This window comes from Microvirga sp. RSM25 (genome assembly GCF_044784385.1).
Lineage (GTDB): Bacteria > Pseudomonadota > Alphaproteobacteria > Rhizobiales > Beijerinckiaceae > Microvirga > Microvirga tunisiensis.
In genome coordinates, this window is the sequence record NZ_CP173039.1 from 4232043 (window position 1) to 4255143 (window position 23101).

At 63.7% G+C, this 23101-nt stretch carries 20 protein-coding genes; 4 read left to right on the forward strand and 16 right to left on the reverse strand.

What is annotated here, in order from left to right; genetic code table 11:
* Window positions 1–197: 197 nt before the first annotated feature.
* Window positions 198–1130: a site-specific tyrosine recombinase XerD gene (gene xerD / locus ACD578_RS20080; RefSeq protein ID WP_404287889.1), complete on the reverse strand. Its 933-nt coding sequence runs from the start codon at window positions 1128–1130 to the stop codon at window positions 198–200.
* Window positions 1127–1276, reverse strand: a complete 150-nt coding sequence (locus tag ACD578_RS20085; protein WP_162002912.1) for a histidine kinase — start codon at window positions 1274–1276, stop codon at window positions 1127–1129. The genes xerD and ACD578_RS20085 overlap by 4 nt, the downstream gene beginning before the upstream one ends.
* A gap of 137 nt (window positions 1277–1413) precedes the next feature.
* Between ACD578_RS20085 and ACD578_RS20090 the strand changes: the two genes are divergently transcribed.
* From ACD578_RS20090 to ACD578_RS20100, 3 genes are read left to right on the forward strand one after another with little or no spacing between them, the layout of a single operon-like run.
* Window positions 1414–2046 (forward strand): shikimate kinase, encoded by a 633-nt coding sequence (locus tag ACD578_RS20090; protein WP_152711251.1) that lies wholly within the window; start codon window positions 1414–1416, stop codon window positions 2044–2046.
* Complete coding sequence (gene aroB, locus ACD578_RS20095; protein ID WP_404287892.1) at window positions 2043–3191, forward strand: 3-dehydroquinate synthase; 1149 nt, start codon at window positions 2043–2045, stop codon at window positions 3189–3191. The genes ACD578_RS20090 and aroB overlap by 4 nt, the downstream gene beginning before the upstream one ends.
* Entirely contained in the window at window positions 3188–4486 is a 1299-nt protein-coding gene (locus tag ACD578_RS20100) for an HlyC/CorC family transporter (protein ID WP_404287894.1), read from the forward strand. Before aroB ends, ACD578_RS20100 begins: the two co-directional genes overlap by 4 nt.
* A 191-nt stretch (window positions 4487–4677) precedes the next feature.
* Here the strand turns inward: ACD578_RS20100 and ACD578_RS20105 are convergent, their stop codons facing one another.
* From ACD578_RS20105 to ACD578_RS20130, 6 genes are all read right to left on the reverse strand, one after another.
* The gene (locus tag ACD578_RS20105; protein WP_404287896.1) at window positions 4678–5547 is read right to left on the reverse strand and encodes an alpha/beta fold hydrolase; all 870 of its coding nucleotides are present in this window, start codon (window positions 5545–5547) and stop codon (window positions 4678–4680) included.
* Window positions 5544–7337 (reverse strand): glucan ABC transporter ATP-binding protein/ permease, encoded by a 1794-nt coding sequence (locus ACD578_RS20110; RefSeq protein WP_152711256.1) that lies wholly within the window; start codon window positions 7335–7337, stop codon window positions 5544–5546. The genes ACD578_RS20105 and ACD578_RS20110 overlap by 4 nt, the downstream gene beginning before the upstream one ends.
* A 110-nt stretch (window positions 7338–7447) precedes the next feature.
* Window positions 7448–9430, reverse strand: a complete 1983-nt coding sequence (locus tag ACD578_RS20115; protein WP_404287898.1) for an ABC transporter ATP-binding protein/permease — start codon at window positions 9428–9430, stop codon at window positions 7448–7450.
* A gap of 105 nt (window positions 9431–9535) precedes the next feature.
* Window positions 9536–10033: a CAP domain-containing protein gene (locus ACD578_RS20120; RefSeq protein ID WP_404287900.1), complete on the reverse strand. Its 498-nt coding sequence runs from the start codon at window positions 10031–10033 to the stop codon at window positions 9536–9538.
* Window positions 10030–12579, reverse strand: coding sequence for a DUF3772 domain-containing protein (locus ACD578_RS20125; protein ID WP_404287902.1), 2550 nt, complete (start codon window positions 12577–12579; stop codon window positions 10030–10032). The genes ACD578_RS20120 and ACD578_RS20125 overlap by 4 nt, the downstream gene beginning before the upstream one ends.
* A gap of 265 nt (window positions 12580–12844) precedes the next feature.
* Window positions 12845–13135, reverse strand: a complete 291-nt coding sequence (locus ACD578_RS20130) for a hypothetical protein (protein ID WP_404287904.1) — start codon at window positions 13133–13135, stop codon at window positions 12845–12847.
* Between the two features lie 326 nt (window positions 13136–13461).
* Between ACD578_RS20130 and ACD578_RS20135 the strand changes: the two genes are divergently transcribed.
* Window positions 13462–16212: a glycoside hydrolase family 2 protein gene (locus ACD578_RS20135; RefSeq protein WP_404287906.1), complete on the forward strand. Its 2751-nt coding sequence runs from the start codon at window positions 13462–13464 to the stop codon at window positions 16210–16212.
* Between the two features lie 119 nt (window positions 16213–16331).
* Here the strand turns inward: ACD578_RS20135 and ACD578_RS20140 are convergent, their stop codons facing one another.
* The 8 genes from ACD578_RS20140 to ACD578_RS20175 all read right to left on the reverse strand — a co-directional run bounded on the left by ACD578_RS20140 (window position 16332) and on the right by ACD578_RS20175 (window position 22918).
* A complete protein-coding gene (locus ACD578_RS20140) occupies window positions 16332–16640 on the reverse strand; it encodes a hypothetical protein (RefSeq protein WP_404287908.1) in 309 nt (102 codons plus the stop codon).
* On the reverse strand, window positions 16610–18508 hold the full coding sequence (locus tag ACD578_RS20145; RefSeq protein ID WP_404287910.1) for a family 1 glycosylhydrolase: 1899 nt from the start codon (window positions 18506–18508) through the stop codon (window positions 16610–16612). The genes ACD578_RS20140 and ACD578_RS20145 overlap by 31 nt, the downstream gene beginning before the upstream one ends.
* A 71-nt stretch (window positions 18509–18579) precedes the next feature.
* Window positions 18580–19734 (reverse strand): UDP-galactopyranose mutase, encoded by a 1155-nt coding sequence (gene glf / locus ACD578_RS20150; RefSeq protein ID WP_404287912.1) that lies wholly within the window; start codon window positions 19732–19734, stop codon window positions 18580–18582.
* A gap of 6 nt (window positions 19735–19740) precedes the next feature.
* Window positions 19741–20961 carry a glycosyltransferase gene (locus ACD578_RS20155; protein ID WP_404287914.1) on the reverse strand — a complete coding sequence of 407 codons (1221 nt, stop codon included), beginning with the start codon at window positions 20959–20961 and terminating at the stop codon, window positions 19741–19743.
* Window positions 20962–21154: 193 nt separating this feature from the next.
* Window positions 21155–21466 (reverse strand): polyhydroxyalkanoic acid system family protein, encoded by a 312-nt coding sequence (locus ACD578_RS20160; protein ID WP_152711270.1) that lies wholly within the window; start codon window positions 21464–21466, stop codon window positions 21155–21157.
* A 126-nt stretch (window positions 21467–21592) separates the two neighbouring features.
* Window positions 21593–21898: a hypothetical protein gene (locus ACD578_RS20165; protein ID WP_152711271.1), complete on the reverse strand. Its 306-nt coding sequence runs from the start codon at window positions 21896–21898 to the stop codon at window positions 21593–21595.
* Between the two features lie 185 nt (window positions 21899–22083).
* Window positions 22084–22440 (reverse strand): hypothetical protein, encoded by a 357-nt coding sequence (locus tag ACD578_RS20170; RefSeq protein WP_404287917.1) that lies wholly within the window; start codon window positions 22438–22440, stop codon window positions 22084–22086.
* Window positions 22441–22498: 58 nt separating this feature from the next.
* Window positions 22499–22918 (reverse strand): septal ring lytic transglycosylase RlpA family protein, encoded by a 420-nt coding sequence (locus ACD578_RS20175; RefSeq protein ID WP_404287919.1) that lies wholly within the window; start codon window positions 22916–22918, stop codon window positions 22499–22501.
* Window positions 22919–23101: the final 183 nt, after the last annotated feature.

Consider the following 23101-nt stretch of genomic DNA (forward strand, 5'->3'; position numbering starts at 1 on the left):
GAAGGGAACCCATCGGCTCAGAAGGGGAGTGGATCCCCTTCCCGCGCCTTCGGCTCGCCGGGGATGACACTCGCCACGTCATGACCGTCCCCGGACTTGATCCGGGGATCGGTCCCGGCCATCCCGATACGGTAAGGCTCGGCGCTTCATGCAATCGAGATCACCGGCACAAGGCCGGCGATGACGTGAGCGCGCGATTACCCCTCCGTCTCCGCCAGCGGGTGCAGATCGCGCACCATGCTCTTCAGGCGCTCGTCGAGCACGTGGGTATAGATCTGCGTCGTCGAGATGTCGGAATGACCCAGCAGTTCCTGCACCACGCGTAGGTCGGCTCCGTTCTGGAGCAGATGGCTGGCGAAGGCGTGGCGGAGCACGTGGGGGCTGATCTTATCGGCTCTCAGGCCGGCTGCCCCGGCCACCACCTTCAGGTCGCGGGCAAAGGCCTGGCGGGTGAGATGGCCGCTCTCGCTGTCGGCCGGAAACAGCCAAGGGCCGACGGCCTTTGTCCGCTCCTCCAGCAGGGCGAGATAGGCGCGGGCCGCGTCCTGCGCCGCATCGGTGAGCGGAACGAGCCGTTCCTTCGCCCCCTTGCCGCGCACCACGAGGAACCGGTCGCGGGTCTTGGCGGCGCTGCGCGGCAGGGCGATCAGTTCCGAGACGCGCAGGCCCGTGGCGTAGAGCAGTTCCAGCAGGCAGGCCATGCGGGCGGCGCGCAGGCGCTCGCCGGGCGCGGCTTCCGGGTGCTGGACGCTCTCGTAAGCCACCTGCAGGAGACGGTCGACTTCCGCGACCGACAAGACCTTCGGCAGCGCCCTTCCCCGCTTCGGCGCCGAGACGGCAGCCGTCGGGTCGGCGGGGGCATAGCCTTCCACGTAAAGGAACTTGTGGAACTGGCGCACGGCCGAGAGCCTGCGGGCGGCAGAGGAGGCCTTCAGGCCCCGCTCCTCCAGGCTCGCCATGAAGCCCCGGACGGTGGCGGAAGTCGCGTTGTCGGGCTGACAGCCTGCTTCCTTCAGGTAAGCGAGATAATCGTCGAGATCGCGCCGGTAGGCATCGAGCGTGTTCTTGGAGGCGCCGCGCTCCGCGGCCAGCATGTCGAGAAAGAGGCTGGCATGGCGCGCGCCGCTCATGAAGACGAAGGCGTGCGGCTGGTGGGAACCGGAACCGTGATCTCGCGCGGATCGGGCTTGACGAAGGTCGCCAGGGCGAACATGGCGGCAAAGCCAAGGCCCGCGAGAATGGCGACGATGAGGAGAAACCGGAACAGGGTGGGCACGTGAGCCTCTTGAAGCGTTGAAACGCTAGAACCATGCCCGAACGGCGAAGGCAAGTCCTTCTCTTCGGTTAAGTTTGAGAGGAATAGGGGGATAACGCCCTTGTGACAGGGCGCCGCGCCCGTGCTAGGACTGACCCATGAACAATATCAGCCGCTTCAATTCGCTCGATGAAGTCGGCGGGCAAGACCAGGCAAGCCAGCGCGGCCATCCCATCAGCCGCCAGCTCGGCACGCGATCGCTTGTGCTCGTCGGGCTCATGGGCGCCGGCAAGAGCACCGTGGGCCGCAGGCTCGCACAGACGCTCAAGCTGCCTTTCCGTGACGCCGATCACGAGATCGAGGCCGCGGCCGGCATGACGATCCCCGAGATCTTCGCCATTCACGGCGAAGACCATTTCCGCGACGGCGAGCGCCGCGTGATCGCCCGCCTCCTGCAGGAGGGACCGATCGTGCTCGCCACCGGCGGCGGCGCCTTCATGAACGAGGAGACCCGTCGGCGCATCGCCGAGCATGGCATCTCGCTCTGGCTCAAGGCGGATCTCGACATTCTCATGCGTCGTGTCCGCAAGCGATCGACCCGCCCCCTTCTGCAGAATCCCGACCCGGAAGGAACCATGCGCCGCCTGATGGAGCTGCGCCATCCGGTCTATGCCACGGCGGACATCACCATCGATTCCCACGAGGCGCCGCATGACCGGGTGGTCGCCGACGCCATCAAGGCTCTCGCCGAGTGGTTCGCACGCGAAAAGCAAGGGAGCGCCGAGCCATGACGAGCGCAGCCGCCCGGATGGAGAGCCCATCCTTCATCACGGTTCCAGTCCCGCTCGGCGACAGGGCCTATGACATCCTGGTCGGGCGCGGCCTGATCGCGACGGCCGGATCGCGGATTGCCGGCTTAAGCGCGCGCGCCGCCGCCATCGTGACGGACGAGCACGTGGGGCCGCTCTACGCCGAGGCGCTTGCGAAGTCCCTGGACGCGCAAGGGCTGCGCCCCTCCGTCGTCACGCTTCCTCCGGGCGAGGCCACCAAATCCTATGCGAGCCTGGAACAGGTCTGCGATGCGGTGCTGGCTGCCCGGATCGAGCGCGGGGATCTCGTGGTGGCGCTCGGCGGCGGCGTGATCGGAGATCTCGCGGGCTTTGCGGCCGCGGTGGTGCGCCGGGGCGTGCGCTTCGTCCAGGTGCCGACCAGCCTGCTCTCCCAGGTCGATTCCTCCGTCGGCGGCAAGACCGGCATCAATTCGCGCCACGGCAAGAATCTCGTCGGCGCCTTTCATCAGCCGAGCCTGGTCCTCGCCGACACCGCCCTCCTCGACACGCTGCCGATCCGCGAAATGCGCGCAGGCTACGCGGAGGTGGCGAAGTACGGCCTCATCGACGACGAGCGCTTCTTTGCCTGGTGCGAAGCCAATTGGCAGGGCGTTTTCGCCGGCGGGCCTGAGCGGGACGAGGCCGTGGCGCAGAGCTGCCGCGCCAAGGCCGACGTGGTGGTGCGCGACGAGCACGAGAACGGTGATCGTGCGCTGCTCAATCTCGGCCACACCTTCGGCCATGCGCTCGAGCGGATCACGCGTTACGATTCCGCGCGCCTCGTCCATGGCGAAGGCGTCGCGATCGGCCTGGCCCTCGCCTTCCGCTTCTCCGCCTCGCTCGGGTTGTGCCCGGCGGCGGATGCGCAGCGCGTCGAAGCCCATCTGTCGGCCGCTGGACTTCCCACGCGCCTTTCCCATGTTCCCGGTGGCTGCGGCACGGTCGACGAGCTGCTCGACGCCATGGCCCAGGACAAGAAGGTGAAAGGCGGCGCCCTGACCTTCATCCTGGCCCGGGGCATCGGGCAGAGCTTCATCGCTCCCGGCATCGAGGCCGACAAGGTCCGCACCTTCCTGGAAAGCGAACTCAACCCGTCACGGTCATGATCGAAGAATCCTCCGGCGATCTCTGGTTTGCCGCCCTGGTCGTCATCTTCTGCCTTCTGCTCTCGGCCTTCTTCTCGGCCGGCGAGACGGCCTTCACGGGCGCATCGCGGTCCCGCATGCTGGTTCTGGAGAGGAGCGGCGACCGGCGCGCCAAGCTGGTCAACCGCCTGCTCGAAATCCGCGAGCGCTTCATCGGCACGGTGCTGATCGGCAACAACATCGTCAATATCGGCGTCTCGGCCTTCGCCACCAGCGTGCTCGTCGCGATCTTCGGCGACGAGGGCGCGATCTACGCCACCGTCATCATGTCGATCCTGGTGATCGTCTTCGCCGAGGTTCTGCCGAAGACCCTTGCGATCTCGTCTCCAGAGACCGTGTCGCTCTTCCTCTCGCGGCCCATGTCCTGGGCCGTGGCGCTGCTGGGACCGCTCGCCATCGCCATCGAGCGGATCGTGCGGCTCATGCTGCTGCCCTTCGGCATACGGATCGGGGAGAACACGCCCATCCTCTCGGCCAGCGAGGAGATCCGCGGCCAGGTCGCCTTGCTGCACAAGGAAGGCGGCGTCGCCAAGGTGGAGCGCGACATGCTGGGCGGCCTTCTCGATCTCGAAGACCTGACCGTTTCGGAGGTCATGGTTCACCGCACCAAGATGCGCACCATCAACGCGGATCTCACCTCGGAGGAGATCGTCCGTGAGGTGCTCTCCTCGCCCTATACCCGCATGCCGCTCTGGCGCGAGAGCCAGGAGAACATCGTCGGCGTGCTCCACGCCAAGGATCTGCTGCGGGCGCTCGATGCGGTCGGCGGCGACGCGAGCAAGCTGAAAGTGGAAGCGATTGCGCTCGAGACCTGGTTCGTGCCGGACACCACCTCCCTGCGCGATCAGCTAAAGGCCTTTCTCGCCAAGAAGACCCACTTCGCCCTCGTGGTGGACGAATACGGCGAGGTGATGGGTCTGGTGACGCTCGAGGACATCCTCGAAGAGATCGTCGGCGACATCAAGGACGAGCACGATCTCTCGGTTCAGGGCGTGCGGCCCCAGCCCAACGGCTCGGTGAACGTCGACGGCTCCGTGCCGATCCGCGACCTCAACCGCGCCATGGACTGGAACCTGCCGGACGAGGAGGCGACCACCATCGCGGGTCTCGTCATCCATGAGGCGCAGACCATTCCCGACACGGGCCAGATCTTCACCTTCCACGGCTTCCGCTTCCAGGTGCTGCGCAAGTCGCGCAACCGGATCATGGCGGTGAGGATTACGCCGCTTACACACGTGCGCGCCAAGGCTGAGTGATCCTCGCTGCTTTAAGGTGTGACCGGTATTCATTTCCGACGTCATCACCGGCCTTGTGCCGGTGATCCCGATGGTCTGAAGCGCCGCGCCTCACCGGATCGGGATGGCCGGCACAGGGCCGGCCATGACACAAAAAAGTACGTCCCCGGATTGCCGGTCGGACTCTCGGGATGAGGGCAGAGATCGCTGAATCAGGTTTTCAGAAACCCCACCAGCGCCGCGTTGACGGCGTCAGGCTCCTCGTGTTGGACCCAGTGGGTGGCGTTCTCGATCCAGCGAACGTCCCCGGTCTCACAAAGGGAAAGACTCGCCTCCGCCAATCCCTTCTCCAGAAATCGGTCGCGTGTTCCCCAGATGACGAGCGTCGGCGAACGGACCGTGGAATCCGGCATGCTGGGTTTCAAGGGCAGAGCCCGATACCAGTTCAGCATGGCGGTGAGCGCGCCGGGCTGCGACCAAGCTTTCTCGTATCGAGCGACATCCCCGTCCGAAAACGTGCCGCGGCGGCTCGTGCGCACAAGGGCATCCTTGAGGCTGCGATAACCATTGGCCGAGAGCATGGCCTCGGGCAGACGCGGGATCTGGAAAAACCCGACATAGAGGCTTCTCAGCATCTGGCCCGGATGTGAGCGCATATAGGAGCCGGCAACGCTCGGATGAGGCGCATTGAGAACAACAAGCTTTGCGACGCGATCCGGATAGCGGGAGGCCGTCCACCAGGCGACGAGCCCGCCCCAATCGTGGCCGATGACAGAAAACGTCCCGCGCCCGAGCGCATCGGCCAGTCCGACGACATCCTTCGCCAGCGTGTCGAGGTCGTAGGCCCGTCGGCCTTCAGGTTTGTCGCTGAGATGGTAGCCGCGCTGATCCGGCACGAGCACCCGAAAGCCGGCATCCGTCAAGGGACCGATCTGATAGCGCCATCCCCACCAGAATTCGGGAAAGCCGTGGAGCAGGATCACGAGCGGTCCGTCCGCAGGCCCCGCCTCGACGGCATGAAGCGTCACGCCGTCGACCCGGTGGCGGACGCCTGCCGTTTGAGGATCGAACGTCTGGATCATGCGTGCGCCGACACCTTCACGCGCTTCGGAGGCTCTTCGACAGCCATGAACTGCGCCTTCGCGAGCTCCGCGAAGCGGCCGCCCTTCGCCACGAGCTCCTCGAAGGTCCCGGTCTCGATCACGCGTCCCTGATCGAAGACGAGAATGCGGTTGGCGTTGCGGATGGTGGCAAGACGATGGGCGATGACAAAGGTCGTGCGCCCCTTCATCACCTCGTCCAATGCCCTTTGCAGCTTCTGCTCCGTTGCGGCATCGAGCGCGCTCGTCGCCTCGTCGAGGATCAGGATCGGCGGATTCTTCAACAACGCGCGGGCGATCGACAGGCGCTGGCGCTCGCCGCCGGAGAGGGAGCGCCCGCGCTCGCCGATGACCGTGTCGAGCCCCTCCGTCTGGCGCGAGATGAACTCGATGGCCTGCGCACGCTCCAAAGCCTCGATCATCTCCGCGTCGGTGGCATCGGGCCGCCCGACCTGCAGGTTCTCGCGGATGGTGCGGGCAAACAGCATCGGCTCCTGGAACACCACGCCGATGTTGCGCCGCAGGGACGAGAGCGTGACATCCCGGATGTCGAGACCGTCGATGCGGATGCTGCCCGATTGCGGATCGAAGGCCCGGTGCAGAAGCCCCAGGGTGGTCGACTTGCCGGAACCGGTGGCGCCGACCAGCGCCACGTTCTCGCCCGCTTGAACGCTAAAGGTCAGATCCTGCACGGCGGAGCGCTTCCCGTCATAGGAGAAGCTCACATTGTCGAAGACGACGTCGCCCTGGTAGCGTTCCACGTTCCTGGCATTGGCGCGGTCGTGAACGACGGGCGCCGTGTCCAGGATCTCGAAGAATTCCTGCAGCTTGGGCGCCTGCATGAAGAGCTGGTTGATGAAGCTCACCGCCTGCTCCAGCCGACCGATCAGCATGGTGGCCATGCTCATGAACATGACGATCTCGCCGATGGTGGCCAATCCGTTCAGATGCAGCCAGGTGCCGAGGAGAAAGACCGCCGTGACCGTGATCGTGGCCGAGGCCCGGGAGGCGACGGATGCCAAAGCCCACCAGGACAGCACCGGGTTCTGCGCCTGGAGCAGTTGCTGGATGATGGTCCGCAGCGAGCGGCTCTCGGCCTCGACGCGGGTGAAGGACTGGATGACCGGCACGTTGCCGAGCGCGTCGGAGGCATGCTCGGCGAGGCTCGAATGATAGCGCTCGACCGTCCCCTGCAGGGTTTCCGTCTTGCGCAGCACGATGGCGGTGAGAAGCGCGAACACCGCCACGAGCGCCACGAGGAGCAGGCCGAGGCGCCAGTTCAGGAACACGGTCAGCGGCAGGAGGACGACGAGCGCGATGATCGCCGAGAGATGCTCACGGAAGAAGCCGAGCCAGAGCCAGGACATGGCGCCCGAGCCTTCCAGCATGACCTTCAGCACACGGCCCGAATGGGTCGAGGTGTGGAAGGCGAGCGGCAACTCGAGCACATGCTCGAAGTAGTTCGCCACCACGGCCAGCCGACGGCGGTGCGCGAGGCGGTCTGCATGCAGTGCCACGAGCGCGCCCGCTCCGATGGAGAACAATCCGAAAGCCACCCAGGCGAGAATGAGCGGCATGAGAACGCCGAACGTTACAGGCGATGAGTTCGGCATCTGGGCGCGGGTGAGCACGTCGATGATGCGCCCGAACAGGATGGGCTCCGCGAAAGCCGATATGGCGAGGGCGATATTAGCCAGGGCCAGCAAGGCCCCGATCCTCATATCGGACCCGAGCTGGCCCAGAACACGGATATATAGCCTGATCAGCCGCATGGGGATCTACCTGCGAACGTGACGAACTCCGCGAAGGACACTGCGCCTCCGGTCGAGATTTGCGCACTTCATGCCGCTTGAAAAGCCGGGACTTTCCGGACCGTGTCTTTTCATGCCCTGCTCCGGGCCGGCTTCAGGCTCCGGCGAAAGCGCCCGATCCATTTCGGCCCGAGCTTCGATGGAGAGCGCCCGTTCCGCCGCGACCGGGACCGGGCCAGGAGAATGGCTCCTTCCCTGGTCTTGCGGATGTGAAGCGTGCGGGTGTGGAACTCCTCGAGGCCGGGCCGGTGTCCGATCGACAGGACGCTCGCACCTTTCAGCTCGTTCTCGAACAGCGCCAGCATGGAGGCCTGATTCTCCTCGTCGAGCGCGGAGGTCGCCTCGTCCATGAACACCCATTTGGGCTTGTGCAGGAGAACACGGGCAAAGGCCACCCGCTGCTGCTGGCCAAGGGACAGGCTCCTGTCCCAGCGCTCGTGCCTGTCGAGCATCTCGATGAATTCGCCCAAGCCAACGCGCTCGAGCGCCTGGCGTACCCGGGCATCGTCGAAGGTCTCGGGCGAGGCCGGATAGCTGATGGCGGCCCGCAGGGTTCCCAAAGGAAGATAGGGCCGCTGCGGCAGGAACATCATCTCCTCGGGCTTGGGGATGCGGATCCGGCCCGATCCCCAGGGCCAGAGGCCCGAAATGGCCCGAAATAGCGTGCTCTTGCCGGCGCCGGACTCGCCCATGATCAGCACCCGCTCGCCGGGCCGGATCTCCGCCGTCGCATCCTCGATGAGGATGCTGCCGTCGTTGAGCGCGATCGAGACGCCCTCGAAGCTGAGCCACCCCTTGGGATGAGGACCGGTTTCGATCTTGCGGCTCTCGGCCGTGACCTCGTCGAGATCGATGGCGGCCTGCCGGAACGTGGCGACGCGCAGGACGGCGGAGCGCCAATCGGCGATCTTCGGGAAGTTGTCGACGAAATACCGCAGGGCCGCCTGCACCTGGTTGAAGGCGCCGACCACCATCATCATCTCGCCGAAGGACAGACGCCCGCTGAAATAATCCGGCGCGGCCGCGAGAATCGGCACCACGATGGCAAGCCAGCCATAGCCCGAGGTGATCCAGGTCAGCCGGGCGAGACCGCCGGACAGACGCCGCGAGGCCTTGAGAACCGCATCGACGAATTCATCGAGGTTGCGGCGCTCGTCCGGCTCTCCATTGTAGAGGGCGACGCTCTCGGCGCTCTCGTTCACGCGAACGAGGGCGAAGCGCAGCTCGGCCTCGCGGGCATAGCGAAGCGTATTGAGGCGGATCATCGGCCGGCCGACGAGCCATGTGAGCCCGGAGCCGATCCCGGCATAGCCGACCGCGACCCAGACCATGTAGCCGGTGATCGTGATCTCGCGACCGCCGAGATTGAAGCTCACGGGCCCCGACAGCGCCCACAGGACGCCGATGAAGCTCACGAGGAGGAGGAAGGCCTGCAGCATGCCGACTCCGAGCTCCGTCGAGAGCTCGGAAAAGAGGCGGCAATCCTCCTGCATGCGCTGGTCCGGCTGGGCGCTGTTCTCGCCCATGAAGCCCATCTGGTAGGCCCGGTTCGGCTTGAGCCAGATGTCGAGCAGCACCTGCGTCAGGCGCTGCCGCAACCGGATCTTGAGACGCTCCTGCAGCCAGGTCTGCGCCACCACGAGGGCCAGGAGCACGACCACGATGACGAGAAAGATCAGGAGCTGGTGGAAGAAGGCGGAGGCATCCCGCCTCTCGACCGCGTCGAAGAAGGCGCCGTTCCACTGGTTGAGCCGCACCTGGCCGAACATGTTGCCGACGAGGATGACGAGAATGGCGGCGCCCAGCCGCAGCATGGGCCAGCCCTTGCCGTTGCGGAGCATGTCGCGAAAGAGCTGGAACAGCTCCCGCAGGATACTGGGGGCTATTTCATGAGCATGTGGCGGCTCCGGATGATGGGCCGCGGCGGTGGCCGCCTCCTTCGCCAGCGTATTGCCTTGACCGGGACCGACTTCCTGTTCGCTTCCAGTCGCGGGGGGCGGAGGCAGTTGTCTGCCCAGTTTGGGATCGAAGTCCGGCATCGGTTCGTGACGCATACTCGTCCAGCTTGAGAGTTCCTCAAGCTAAAGCCTGCTCACATAGGTTAAGTTCCGGAATGGTTCCGTCTCGGACTGCCGCCTTCGGCTCCGATGCTGTGCCGATCAACGCCTGTCGGCTGCGACGGCGAGTACCCAATAGACCTTGTATTTGGAATTCGGCGCATAGGCCGTGGCGATGCCGATCCGGGTCGCCCTGGCATCCAGGAGAACGCGGTTATGCTGCGGACTCTCCCGCCAGCCGGAGAAGGCCTCGGCCAGGGTGTGGTAGCCGGCCGAGAGGTTTGCCGCCGGTGCGGCAAAGCCCGTCGAGGCCAGCCGGGCCTTGAAGGCCTCGGCCGAACTCGGCTTGTCGGCCCTGGCCATGGCCTCGGCTTCCGCCTGGGCCGCAGCCTGCAGATCCGGATCGAGGGTCAGGGGCCGCAAGCCGTTGTTGCCGCGATAGGCGCCGATCATGTCGCGCGCCATGGCGGAATCCACCTCGGCACCGGCCCTCGCCATGGAGACGTAAAAGCTCGGGGTCTGGCTGCGCTGGACGGGCTTCTCGCTCTGGCAGGCGGCAAGAGCGAGAGCGGGAAGGATCAAGGGGATGAGACGCTTCATGCAGGCGTCTTATCCTTGAGAAGGGTTAAGGTTTCGTCCTCTTTCTCCTCCGCCTTCGGAGCCTTGTCCTGCGGCTCTTCGTCCGGTTCTGGAGCCGGTGCCGGCGCGGGAACGCCGATGCCGGCCTTTCGCAGGCCGCGGAAGATCTCGAAATAGATGTCGCTCGAAACACGGCCGGCCGCATCGATATCGTCCACGAAGGAGATGAGATCGAAATCGATGGTGTTTTCCGTCACCTTCTTGAACAGCACCCGGGGCGCAGGCTCGCTCATCACCTCGCGGTGGGCGAGCGCCGCCTTGCGCATGATCTCGGCGACCTGATCCGGATCGGACGCCCGGGGAACCGGGACCGAGACGAGCACGCGCCCCACGCGATCGTTGCGCACGCGGTTGCGCACGATGCCGGAGATCAGGTTCGAGTTCGGCACGATGAGCGTCGAACGGTCGAAGGCCTGGATTTCCGTCGAGCGCACATTGATCCGGCGCACATAGCCCTCGCCGTCGCCGACGACCACGAGATCGCCGACGCGGATCGGGCGCTCCCAGAGCAGGATCAGGCCGGAGATGAAATTGTTGACGATGGATTGCAGGCCGAAACCGATACCGACCGAAAGCGCACCGGCCACGATGGTCACCCGCTCCAGGCTGAGGCCGAGATAGGTAAAGGCGATCACGCCGGCGGTGATGATGCCGACATAGCCCGCCGCCGTGCTGATCGAGTTGCGCAGGCCCGCATCGAGATCGGTCGCCGGCAGGAAGGTGTTGTTGAGCCAGCGCTGGATGATGCGCGTGACGGCGAAGCCCGCGGCGAACAGCAGGGCCGCAAGGAGGATCGACGACAGGGAGATCGTGACGTCGCCGACGTTGAACCCGAAGAACACGGCCCGCAGGGAGCCCGTCACATCGGTGGATTCGATGCCCCAGGGGGCCAGCACCAGCAGGATGCCGACGATGATGAGAGCCAGCCGCGCGACGCCGCTGCCCAGAACGCCGATCTGCTCCAGGGAGCGGCGGCGCAAGCCCGTATTGGCCTGCAGCGTCGTGGCAAGCCTGGTCTGGCCGCGCAGGGAGCCGCCGATGAACTCGTCGGCAAGCGCGATGCACAGGACCAGCAGCGCGACGACGATGGAGATCCAGACCGCTTGGTCGATCACGAAGGAGGCCAGCGCCACGTAGCCGCCGATCGCGCTGCCGACGACGAGGGCAACGAGGAACCAGCCGAAACTGCGCAGGGGCCCGCCGATGTCCACGTCCTGCGCGACGTAGGGCCCGAGGCAGGCTTCATCCTGCGTTTCGCGGGCCGCGAAGCGCCGCAGGAGTTCGGCGAACACGAAGGCCTCCGCCAAGGCGAAGATCGCCCGGGTCATGACGGTGACGGGCAAGGCGGCGGCAATGGCCGTGTTGAATGCCTCGATCACCTTGCCGGCGACCATGACGGTCGCCAGGGTCACGGAGAAGCTCATGATCCGCACGGCGGAGGCGTCCCGAACCGGGATCAGGCGCCAGGAGGTATGATCCGGTGCCAGGATCGCGTCGATCAGGGCACGCACGAAGGCAATGAAGGCCAGACCGCTCAGGAGTGCCCTGACGATCTGCTCCAGTCGAGGCGGGACGATATCGGCGGAATCGAAGGCGACCCAGACGATCCAGCTGCCGGCAATGGCCGGGGCCGCCCCCAGGATGAGGACGCCCAACGCTGCCAGAAGGCGGCTGCGGCGCGAGGGATCCGCGACAGCCGGATCGCGCCTGACGAGACGCGGGGCAATGGAACGCCGCCCGACGTAAAGGGCGATCGCCGCACCGATCGCCAGGCCGAGGAGGAGCAGGACGCCAAGCGACGTGCTGCGCCGGAGCTGTTCCAGGGCATCCCCCAGGACGATCCCTAGTGCCCGCAGCTCCCGCGGAACGGCCTGCACCACGTTCATCCACAGGTTGGGGCTGAAGACGCCGTCGCTCTGCTCGAACAGGGCACGGGTGAAGCCCGCCCGACGCAGGTCGCCGATCTGGGTATTCAGCTGCTCGGCCTGGACGAGCAGGGCGCGTCCGAGCCGCTGGGTCTCGTCGAGTTCCGCCACGGCCGCCTCGCGCTCGGCGCGATCCCGGGCGACATCGGCACTCTCCTCGGGCTGGCCCTTGTCCGGCTTGGGCCCGAGCTGGGTCAGGCGCTGCTTGCTCGCCTCGAGCTTCGGGGTCAGCTCGTCGACGACGGTGCGGATCTCGCCGATGATCGGTTCGATCTGCACACGAATGTTCTGCAGATCCGCGTCGGACATAGTCCGGCCCTGGATCGCGGCTTCCTTCTGGTCGAGATCGGCTTTGAAGCCGTCGAGCTTGGCGCGGACGGCCTTGGTCTCGGCCGAAATCGAGGTGGCCGGTGCCGCCGCTGCAGGAGCCGGCGCGGCCTGGGGGGCGGCCTGGGGCTGAGCCGAGGCCGGGGTTTGAGCCTGAGGCTGGGTATTGGGCGAGGTCTGAGCCTGCTGCGCATAGGACGTGCCGCTCGCTGCAATGCTCAACGCGATCATAGCAGCCCGAAGGAGCCGCTTCATGCCAATACTCGTCATTCAGTCTACCCTATCGCATTCCCTGGAGCACCGGATCGACCCGATGCTCCTCTTTTCGAAGAGCGCATCGTTCCCTGCGAACCGGAGGTCCGCGTCAGCGAAAGACCGGCTCCGCTTTTGCAGCACGATGCGCCAGCGGGCCGGTTCTTTGCGAATCATTACGGCGAAAAGTCGCCGCCCGACGGACGAAGCGCAACAAAAAAGCCGGGAGAGGCGAACACCTCTCCCGGCTTCCCTAAGGGAAAACCCGTTATTGTTTCGGCGGTTCGTTGGCCGAAGGCTGGGCGCCAGGCGCAGGATAGGCCGGATTGGCGGGAGTGATCCGGTTGGTGGGGTTGGCATCGGACGAGCCGGTCGTGGAACCCGTCACGTTGGCGCGGGCCGCATCGGTGCCCGGATCGTCAGGAGATGTCGAGCCAGCCCAGATCATGTAACCGGAAATGGCAACGGCGAGGAGCAGAAGCGACCCGATCAGAACGCCCAGAACGGGGCGTCCGGATGCTCCCTGTCGGGCTCGATCGTCGGGAATCTGTTGAGCCATCTGTAGCCTCTTTGAAGAATGCGGTTTGTCGGGCGAGCAGCAAGGCTCGGTCTCATCAGGGCAACGCGAGATGGAAGAGCCGGTTCCTGGACGGTCTGCCTCCCGGCCGGACGGAGGCTCTCAGCCCGTCCCTGGGATCAAAAGAAGCGTTTCTCCGTTGTTCGAAGCGGGTCACTAATTACAGTCAGAGACGAGGGGCCAATGGTTCGAACGCGCTTCAGCGACACGCGATGTCGCAGACGGGATGCCTTCCCGCACCACTCGCTTTCAGCCATGTTTTCGCCGTTTTCGAAACCCTTGGGTAATCTCTGATTCAAGGAGATGTCATGCAGGACAATCGCATCAGTCTGGACGGGACTTGGGAATTTTTGCACGTGGCCGACGACCGTCTGTCGGGCCCGGCGGAGGTTCGCCAGATCACGGTGCCAAGTCCATGGCAGGCCCAGTTCTCGGATCTACGCATGCGGGCCGGCATCGGAATCTATCGCAGGACTGTCGAAATCGACGAAGCTTGGCTGCACGACAGCATCTGGATCCGCCTGGGCGCGGTCTTCCACAACACCAAGGTCTTCGTCAATGGCGAGGCAGTGGGCCATAACGAGGGCGGATTCCTGCCCTTCTCGTTCGATGTGACCTCTCACCTCAAGCCGGGTGCGAACGAGATCAAGGTCCGGGTCGACAGCCCGACCGACAACCCGGCCGAGTTTCCGGATTCGCCCTTCGCCGAAATCCCGTTCGGCAAGCAGAGCTGGTATGGCCCTCTCTCCGGCATCTGGCAGCCGGTCTATCTCGAGCGCCGCATCTCCGATCACATGACCCGTGTCCGCCTCGTTCCCAATCTGACGACGGGACGGGTGACCTCGGGAGTGTTCTTCGCGCGCCCGCTCATGGACGCGACCCAGATCCGCATCGAGGTCACGGACCCTTCGGGCGATGTCGTGCTCGACGAGATGCACGAGACGCAGGTGGGCGTCACCTCCATGCCGTTCGAGTTCACCCTCGACGACGTGCGCGCCTGGTCGCCGGACCACCCCAACTTGTACCGCATCCGTCTCGAACTCATCCGCAATGGCGAGGTGAAGGACGAGATCGCGGACCATTTCGGCTTCCGCTCCATCGAGACGCGCAACGGCAAGTTCTATCTCAACGGCGAGCCGCTCTACCTGCGCTCCGCTCTCGACCAGGACTACTATCCGGATACGATCTGCACCGTTCCGTCGGTGGAGTTTCTGGAAGATCAGTTCCGCAAGGCCAAGGAGCTGGGCCTCAATTGCCTGCGCTGCCACATCAAGGCGGCCGATCCGCGCTATTACGAGGTGGCGGACCGGATGGGGATCCTCATCTGGACCGAGCTTCCCAATGGCGGCATGGCCACCGATCGCTCGCGCGGGCGCAAGGAAAAACTGCTGAAGGGCATCGTCGACCGCGACGGAAACCATCCCTCGATCGTCATCTGGACGATCATCAACGAAAACTGGGGCGTCGATCTCGTCAACGATGCCGATCACCGCGATTGGCTCAAGCGCACCTTCGCCTGGCTAAAGGCCTACGATCCGACGCGCCTCGTGGTCGACAATTCGCCGCTCGCACCGAGCTTCCACGTGGAATCCGACATCGCGGATTATCACTTCTACGCCGCCTATCCCGATCACCGGAACCAGTGGGACCAGTTCGTCGACGAACTGTCGAGCCGCACCTCCTGGCTCTACTCGCCCCATGGCGACGCGGTGATCACGGGGCGCGAGCCGCTGATGTGCTCCGAGTTCGGCAATTGGGGCCTGCCTTATCCGAAGGACCTGCGCGACGCCAAGGGCGAGGAGCCCTGGTGGTTCGAGACCGGACACGACTGGGGCGAGGGCGTGATGTACGCCCACGGCGTCGAGAACCGCTTCTCGGACTGGAGCCTGGACCGGGTTTTCGGCGATCTGCGCCGCTTCGTCATTGCGGCTCAGTGGCAGCAGTTCCGCGCCTTGAAATACGAGATCGAGTCCATGCGCCGGAAGCCGAATCTCGCCGGCTACGTGATCACCGAGCTGCATGACTGCCACTGGGAATCCAACGGCCTTCTCGACATGCGCCGCAACCCGCGCGTGTTTCACGAACTCTTCCACATCATCAATTCGGACACGGTGATCGTGCCGAAGTGGGAGCGTGCCGCCTACTGGTCCGGCGAGACGGTCGCCCTCGACCTGGCGATTGCCCATGGAGCCGGGCCGGTTCTGGAAGACTGCAAGCTGGAGATCTCCGTCTCCGGCGAGACCCAGACACTGTCCCTGCCCCGTCTTGAGGCACCGAACGTGCTCGATCTTGGCCGCATCGAGGTTCGCCTGCCCGAGATGGACGAGCCCTCGCTGCGGCGCATCGGCTTCGACCTGCGCACCGCAGACGGCCGGGTCATCGCGCACAACCATCACGACATCGCGATTCACCCCAAGCGCACGCGGCCGGTTCATGCGCGCGAACTGGTGTGGTCGCCGGATGAGGATATCCGGGAGCGCTTCCGGGCTCTTGGCTACAATCTCGCCCGCGCCTTCGAGGAATCGACCCTGATCGTCTCCCGCACGCACAACAAGGCCATTGCGGATCATGTGCGCGCGGGTGCCAAGCTTCTGCTCCTGCCGGAAGAGGATATGACCCTCTATCCGTTCTTCCCGCACTGGCAGGCGGTGAAGGTGCAGGCCCGTGCCGGCACGCTCTGGTCCGGCGACTGGGCGTCGTCGTTCGGCTGGCTGCGGCGCTCGGGCCATTTCGCCCGCTTCCCCTCAGGTCCCCTGCTCGACGAGACCATGGACCGGGTGCTGCCGGATTATGTGATCGCGAACTGCAACCTGCTCGACTTCCAGGCTCGCGTGTTTGCCGGTCTCGTGGTCGGCTGGATCCACAAGCCGGTGGCGCTCGGCGTCGAACGGTCCTACGGCCGCGGGCGTCTCGTCGCTTCGACCCTGCGCCTGTTCCGCGACGAGCCTCTGGCCGATCCGACCGCCACGATCCTGATGGACGCTCTGGTGGAGCTGGCCATCGAGTCTCGGGCAGCTCGCTTGGAGGAAGCCGTTCGAGCCGCGGAGGCAGCCGCGTAAGGCTTCCCATCGCGAACATCAAAAGGCGGCCAGATCGTTCTGGCCGCCTTTTCATTCACTCTCAAGAAGCATGTCGGGCATAAGGTCAGCCATGCCTGGAATGCCCGACCAGGAAGGTTTTACTCGGCAGCCGTCTTCATCACTTCGTCCGACCACTCCACTTCACTATCGATGAAGAACCGGTCGAGGGCGCTTTCGAGTCGTGGCATCAGGATGCCACGTTCCGTGGACAGGGCCGTATTGAGGCCGGGGATATCGTCCGCATCCGTCACGAGTTCCGGATTGAAGCCTGCACGCTCGGCCGCCATGGCAGCCAGATCGCGCCAGGAGGTCTCGCCGATATTGGCCATGTGCCAGATGCCTGTGCCGCCGTCGATCAGGAGATCGAGCGAGGTATTCACGAGGTCGGGCACATATGTGGGAGACACGACATCGACGCTGGCTTCCACGCGTTCCCGCCGCTGCTTAAGGTATTGAGGATCGACCAGATGAAGTTGTAGCGGTCCCACGGGCCGAAGAAAGCGCTCGTGCGCAAGACGAGAGCCTTGTCGTGCGCCTCCAGAACCCTGCGCTCTGCCTCGGCTTTGCTCTCGCCATAGACTGTCGTGGGATTGACCTTGTCGCTCTCCACGTAAGGCCGGTCCAGCGTTCCATCGAAGACGAGGTCGGACGAGAAGGTGACGAGAGGAATACCGAGATCGGCACAGGCCTTGGCCAACACCTCCGCTCCCGTGGTGTTCTCCCTGAAGCAAGCCTGTCTGTCGTTCTCGGCTTCCGCCACGCGCACATACCCGGCCGTGTTGATCACGGCCCACGGGCGATAGCAGTCAAGGGCCTTGGCGACGCTCTTGGGGTTGACGATGTCCATGTCCTGGCGTGAAAGCAGCACGTGGTTGAGCCCGCGGAAGTCGCACAGACGGGAATAGGCGCGGCCAAGGGTTCCCGTGGCGCCCGTGATCAGAAGCTTTCGCGGCTCGTCGGCCAGCCAGCAGGACTTCGACTGCTTCGCCGGCGGCTTGTAGAAACGAATGTCACGCTTCCACCAGCCTGCGCGATCAAGCACCGGATGATCGAAGGTGCCGGTCTTGGCGAGTGCCTCCGCGGCATGGGCGAGCGCTGTGCGCCGCGGCTCCGGAGCCCGCACGTCGAAGGGCCCCGGCTCGTAGAAGCCGTTGCGGCAGGTCAGCAGGCTGTTCCAATCGACAGCGCCATACAGAGACCAGACGGTGACGGCCCGGATGTCGGCTCCTTCGTCACGCAGCGTGTTGACGTCGTTCCACACCTGCATGAGCCAGCGCAGCTGATCGTCACGGGTGCTGCCATGATGCACCTCGGTCACGGCCACCGGCCGCCTGTAGCGTTCCCACACCTCCCGAAGCCGGGCCGCAGGTCCGAGGTCGGCGGATGGCAGGGGCATGCGAACGGCTTCCGCATCCGCATATCGATGCCGGCCGTTGCCACCCCAATGGTGCTCGGGGTAGCGCACCATGCGCTCGTCGAGGTAGCGCTCGCTCGTCAGGTAATGATTGATGCCGATGATGTCCGGTGCGGCATCCGCCTCGAGAAAGAGCTCGAGATCGGCTTGCGCGACACCGTTGCGGATGAATGTATCCCACCAGGGATGACCCCGATCGACCATGCCGCACAGGAGATCGAAGCTCAAGAAGCGCCGCTGGTTCTCGTGCTCGGCCTGATAGGCGAGCGCGGGCGTCGAGAAGGTCTTGCCCATGTCGTCCGTCTGCACCAGCTGCGCATCGGGCCGAACCTTGCGGATGGCGCGCATGGACAGGACGGTCGCCTTGCACTCGTTCACGAGGATCTTGAGGAAGGCCTCGTAGCTCGTGCCATGAGGATACCAATGGCCGTAGAGGCCCGAGAACCGGGCTGTGGTGAGCGGCTCGTTGACGGGGGTATAGAGATCGAGATGCGGATAACGCTCCGCAACGTTGGCGGCATGGCGCGCCAATAACTCGGGCCAGGCCGGATCGAGCATATGGGTGTAACGCGGGCCGCTGCCATGATGGCACAGGCCCGCAATGGCACGAATGCCAAGCGCCTGGAGGTGCTTCAGACGCGGATCGTGCCAGGAGAAGTCCGTGCGGTCCGGGCTCTCGGGAGAGATCCGCTCCCAGAGCACCGGATGACGCAACGTCCGGATGCCGAGTTCGGCAATGCGGTCGAGATCCTCGATTCGATCATGATGACCGGTTTCTGAGCTTTGATCGCGGTAATCGTCGCCAACTCTCGCGACGGTACATTCCAGACCGCCCCAAAGCTCCAGTGGTCGTTTCATCATGCAACTCCGAGCTATTATAACAGCTCTTCCACAACTATTCTTAGCGTGGAATGTTCAATGCTCTTTGTCGGTTAGGAAACCAAAGCCGCCGAGGGCGATACGACTTTGACGGCCGATGTATCCGCTCCAACGGGCAGGGATTCGTTGATGCGCCGGAAGGTTGCAAGCGCCTGACCGACGATCTGGTCCATGTTGTAATAGCGATAGGTGGCCAGACGGCCTACGAACCACACGTCGGGCGTCGCCTGGGCAAGCCGCTCATATTTCTTGAACAGTTCCTGGTTCTCCGCCTTCGGGATCGGGTAGTAGGGGTCGCCTTCGGCGGATGGATACTCGTATGTCAGCGCCGTCTTGGCATGCTCCTGACCCGTCAGGTGCTTGTATTCCGTGACTCGGGTATAGTCACGGGTCTGCGGGTAGTTCACGACGCCCACGGGCTGGTGCCAGGCCTTGTCGAGGGTGACATGCTCGAAGCGCAGCGAGCGATAGGGCAACTTGCCGAACTGGAAGTTGAAGTATTCGTCGATCGGCCCGCAATAGATGACGCGGCGATGGGGAACGACGTTCTTCACGTCGTCATATTCGGTCTGCGTCATCACATGGATGTTGGGATGGCCGACCATCTTCTCGAACATCCGCGTGTAGCCGTTCTTCGGCATGAACTGGAATTCGTCCGTAAAGTAGCGGTCGTCCCGGTTCGTGCGCGTCGGCACGCGTGAGGTCACCGACTTGTCGAGTTCGGAGGGATCAAGCCCCCATTGCTTGCGCGTATAGCCGCGGAAGAACTTTTCGTAGAGTTCGCGCCCGACGACGGAGACCACCACGTCTTCCGACGTCCTGATCTCGCCGATCTTTTCCGCCCGCTCGGCGAACCAGTCCTGCAGTTGCTCGGACGTAAGGTTCAGCCCATAGAGTTTGTTGACCGTATCGAGATTGATCGGAATCGGCACGAGCATGTCATCCACGTCCGCCAGCACCCGATGCTCGTAGAAGCGCCATTCCGTGAAGCGGGACAGATAATCGAAGATCTGCTTCGAATTGGTGTGGAAGATATGGGGGCCATATTGGTGAATGAGCAGGCCGTCATCGTCGTATCGGTCATAGGCATTGCCGCCGATATGAGGACGGCGATCGATGAGAAGGACGCGCTCGTTGCGCTCGGTGGCAAGACGTTCCGCCAGAACGCTGCCCGCAAAGCCGGCGCCGACAATCAACCAATCATACATTCCAGATCACTCCGCAGGCGTGGTGGCATAAACGGGAAGGGACGAGGCGGGACGATCGGCCGTGCTGCTGTCGCCGGCGGCATCCAGCATGAGCTTGTGCATGGAAGCCCAGGTCTTGTCCCACGATCCGGCCATGAGATGACGGTCGACCTTGGCGAGCCACGCGTCCTTCGGCCGGGCCAGGATAACCTCGACCTTGGCAACCACGTCCTTCGCGTCCTTCGCGATCTCGACGAGACCTTTCTCGCCGTAAGGCCGCACCACGTCGGTGATCGGCGTCGAGACGACCGGCACGCCCGCGGCCAGGAATTCAGGCGTCTTCGTCGGGCTGATGAACTTCGTCGCCTCGTTCAGCGCGAAATTCATGAAGCCGACATCCCAGCCGGACAGGTAATGCGGCAGTTCATTGTAGGATTTTCCGCCGAGCCAATGAATGTTGGGCCGCTGCGGCAGAGCCGAAGGGTCGATCTTCACCACAGGGCCGATCATCACGAACTGCCAGTCGGGGCGCAGATCGGCGACCTTGGCCAGGAGATCGATATCCATGCGTTCGTCGACGACGCCGAAGAACCCGAGACGAATATGCGGGATCTGCGCCTGATCGTCGGGGTCCTGGTCGATCGAGCGCGCCTGGGAGAAGTGATGGAAGTCGATGGAGGACGGGAAGCCGTGGACGCTGCGATGGCGATGGCGCTTGGCCTCATAGAGACTCATGCCGCCCGTAAACACCAGGTCGCAGCGCGCGAAAAGTGCATTTTCCAGATCAAGCAGTTCCTGTGACGCGCCCCGGAAAAGCGAGAGTTCGTCCATGTTGTCGTAGACGCACAGGTCGCATTCGAGATCGCTGGTAAAGGCCATGGCCATCGGCGTGTAGTACCAGAACATGCGCGGGCTCTTGGCCTCCCGGCCGATCAATTCCTCGATCAGGTCGTGCTGCTCTGCGAGAATATCCTCATGCGACAGGCCCTCAGGAAGAATCGGCACGGCAATGGTGACACCCTGAGGCCGATCGCTCACATCCATATGAGGCTTCGCGCCGGCCTTGAACATGGGCTCTTCGATGATCAGCACGTCGTAATGCTTGACGGCCCGACTGAGGAGATGCTGAGGCCGCTGCCAGACGAAATCCCAGCGAAGGTGGGAGAAACAGACAAGGAGCGGTTTTTCTGAACTGGCTTTGATAGGCGAACGAAGGGCATAGGACTGCGGCATCAAACGCTCATGCATAGCGCCATCCTCAAATACAGGTGTGTTGTCGCGGTCGGACGGAAGAACACGGCCCGGGGTGAATAAAGCGATGTCTTAAGTGAAGCGCACCAACGAAGGGTCGTGGTCGCAATCGATTACAGAACGCAGACGGAGCCGTTTGGTTCCATCTGTGTTCATCTTCATGAACGCCTATTCATGGCTATAGCCAGCATCATTTCTTCTCAAGCATCAGTGTTCCTTGCTTTTGGATGAAGGTCTTCGCCTTCTCTGCAATCACTGCAAGGATCCACGGCAACTGCACTTCGACGCGCACTTGATCTTGCATCACTTCAAGGTGGCCATTGACGTTCTGTCCCATGGCTCCGACGCGAAAATCCATGCGGTTCCCGTTCCAGGTTTCGTTGATGGACGCGACCTTGTCCCCGAACTGGGATTTCAGACCTGTCATGCCGCCGTGCAACCGGCGCATGGCTTCGGCTTGGCCGAGGTCGTGGGGGATGGAAATGATCAGTGGCTTGGCCATTGGGATGCTCCGCTTTTCAACGACAAGCGAAGCGGCGCTGCTCAGGTTCCCTCGTGAGACCATCGGTGGGAGCGCAACACCGAGTCCACTTTTCGCCGACGGAGACCTCTGGTTCTGCACGATGCGCTACAGCATTTCCACCCTGATGGCGCGAATCACGATGGTTTCCTGCACGAATCGGCGCTCCAGTTCCGCGCGGTAGCGCTCCCACCAGGGATGATCGAGTTCTCGGGCCATGACTTCGAACACGACGATGTCGTCGTGGGACGTATGGCCGCCCTCTTTCCAGACGCCATGTGCCGGTGCGCGGGTGAAGCTCGTAATGCCGCCGAAGCGCTCGGATAATTCCGTGCGAACCCGTCCATAGGCTGCACCGTCGAAACGGCGGCCGGCATTGTCGGCGAGCGGGAGCAGAATCTGAACCAGATGCATCGACATCCCCTGAGGCGCCATAAGCTGAGGCAGGAAAATAGTTCAGGGGAGGGAAAAGGCGAGGCCTCTAGAGCATCGGCCCCAAAAGTGGGATGCACTTTTGGGGCCGATGCTCCCTCTACAAGTGGCGTATCATTGACCGCGCAAAGCCGGGGCCATTGTTCCGCGCGATACGCTGGCCCGGATCAGGCCTGCAGAGCGGCAAACAACTCGCGATCCGTTTCAGGCCATTCCTCATCGAGCCGATAGCGGCTCGACGGTTTGGAGACGCGCCACGGGCAAGCCATGGACGTATGAACCGCTTCGGAAGGCCGGAGCCGGCGCACAGTGCCATCCGCCTGCAATTCATCGATGACGACGAAGCCGAAGATGGTGAGCCGCGTTGCCATGATCTTGGTTGCGCGATCGCTCGCCGCAATCGGCAGCGAGCCCGCGGTATAAACCGCATCCATTAGGCTTCGTTGATCGCGGCTTGGATTGGCCGACGAGCGCGCGCCCGGAAAGCGGATGACGTTCGTCGCCTGAGACGATCTCGATTCCATGTAAGCAACCCTTGGTCCCGAATCGAGCCAAGAATCGCCGGAAGGGATTAAGAAGCGCCTAATCGATCCTGTGCAGGGAAACATAACCCGTGCCGGAGGCCGTCAGCCCCAGCGCCAAGGCAGGGCCTTTGGCGAGATCGATGATTCGCCGATGAGCAAATGGACCGCGATCGTTCACCCGGACGACGACCGAGCGGCCATTGGTTTCGTTTACGACCTTGAGTCTCGTGCCGAACGGCAGAGAGCGATGGGCGGCCGTCATGTCATAGGAATTGAAGCGCTCGCCGCTGGCGGTTTTGCGACCATGAAATCCCGGTCCGTACCAGGAGGCGGTGCCGCGCTGAATGGCTTTGCCGGTCTCGATATTCGCTTGTGAGATGGATCCCGTGATGGCGGGGTCGTTTGAGGCGGTTGTATTGCAGGCTGCTACGAGAAGAAGAGGCACCATTGCGGATGCCCGGGTGAGGATATTCTTCAAGGACAGTCTCCCCTTCCGTTTCGGTTGAAAGTGAAACTGAGCCTTAAAAAGGCAAGAATAAGGCGTTGAGAAATTTTTCTACGTTCAGTTATCCTTCAGAGTTATAGAACTATTCGCAATACTAGCCTGGAGAAGGGTTCCCTTCGGCTTTTATAGCCTGAATAACGTTACTTTTCCGCGGGG